The organism is Streptomyces flavofungini, assembly GCF_041028215.1.
GTDB lineage: Bacteria > Actinomycetota > Actinomycetes > Streptomycetales > Streptomycetaceae > Streptomyces > Streptomyces flavofungini_B.
This window is the reverse complement of sequence record NZ_JASKYR010001182.1, coordinates 1-1,409: the sequence shown is the minus strand read 5'-3', so window position 1 is coordinate 1,409 and position 1,409 is coordinate 1. Positions and strand designations below refer to the sequence as shown.

Sequence of the window (1,409 nt, the reverse complement as noted above, 5' to 3'; positions counted from 1 at the left end):
CCGCCGGACACCCCGAACCCCTCCCGGACACCCTCGAAAGGCTCAACGCGTGACCACCGAAGCGTACGTATACGACGCGATCCGCACCCCGCGCGGACGCGGCAAGGCCAGTGGTGCCCTGCACGGCACCAAGCCGATCGACCTCGTCGTCGGTCTGATCCACGAGATCCGCGCCCGCTTCCCCGGCCTCGACCCGGCCGCGATCGACGACATCGTCCTCGGTGTGGTCGGCCCCGTCGGCGACCAGGGCTCCGACATCGCGCGGATCGCCGCCATCGCCGCCGGTCTCCCCGACACCGTCGCGGGCGTCCAGGAGAACCGCTTCTGTGCCTCCGGCCTGGAAGCGGTCAACCTCGCCGCGATGAAGGTCCGCTCCGGCTGGGAGGACCTGGTGCTGGCGGGCGGCGTCGAGTCGATGTCGCGGGTGCCGATGGCCTCCGACGGCGGCGCCTGGTTCGCCGACCCCATGACCAACTTCGAGACGAACTTCGCCCCGCAGGGCATCGGCGCCGACCTCATCGCGACCGTCGAGGGCTTCTCGCGGCGCGACGTCGACGAGTACGCCGCGCTGTCGCAGGAGCGCGCCGCCACGGCCTGGAAGGAGGGCCGCTTCGCGAAGTCCGTCGTCCCCGTCAAGGACCGCAACGGCCTCGTCGTCCTGGACCACGACGAGCACCTGCGCCCCGGCACCACCGCCGACTCTCTCGCCAAGCTGAAGCCCTCCTTCAAGGACATCGGCGACCTCGGCGGCTTCGACGCGGTGGCGCTCCAGAAGTACCACTGGATCGAGCAGATCGACCACGTCCACCACGCGGGCAACTCCTCCGGCATCGTCGACGGCGCCTCGCTGGTCGCCGTCGGCACCAAGGAGGTCGGCGAGCGCTACGGCCTCACCCCGCGCGCCCGGATCGTCTCCGCGGCAGTCTCCGGGTCGGAGCCGCTGATCATGCTGACCGGGCCCGCGCCCGCCACCCGCAAGGCGCTGGCCAAGGCCGGACTCACCATCGACGAGATCGACCTCGTCGAGATCAACGAGGCCTTCGCGGCCGTCGTGCTGCGCTTCGTGAAGGACATGGGCCTGTCCCTGGACAAGGTCAACGTCAACGGCGGCGCGATCGCGCTCGGCCATCCGCTCGGGGCGACCGGGGCGATGATCCTCGGGACGCTCGTGGACGAGCTGGAGCGGCGGGACCTCCGGTACGGGCTGGCCACGTTGTGCGTGGGGGGCGGTATGGGGATCGCGACGATCGTCGAGCGGCTGTAGGGCCACGCGCCGTCGGGGCTGGGGGTGCGTTGCCGACCGCGGGTGCGCCGTGGTTGCTCGCGCAGTTCCCCGCGCCCCTGGAAGGCGCACTCCGTGCGCCTCATGAGGCGCGGCACAGGCGCTGCCTCGGGGGCGCGGGGAGCTG

At 71.8% G+C, this 1,409-nt stretch carries 1 protein-coding gene; it reads left to right on the top strand.

The window, feature by feature from the left end:
* Positions 1-49: 49 nt before the first annotated feature.
* Positions 50-1,264 (top strand): acetyl-CoA C-acetyltransferase, encoded by a 1,215-nt coding sequence (locus AB8Z36_RS39560; RefSeq protein ID WP_369218195.1) that lies wholly within the window; start codon positions 50-52, stop codon positions 1,262-1,264.
* Positions 1,265-1,409 lie beyond the last annotated feature (145 nt).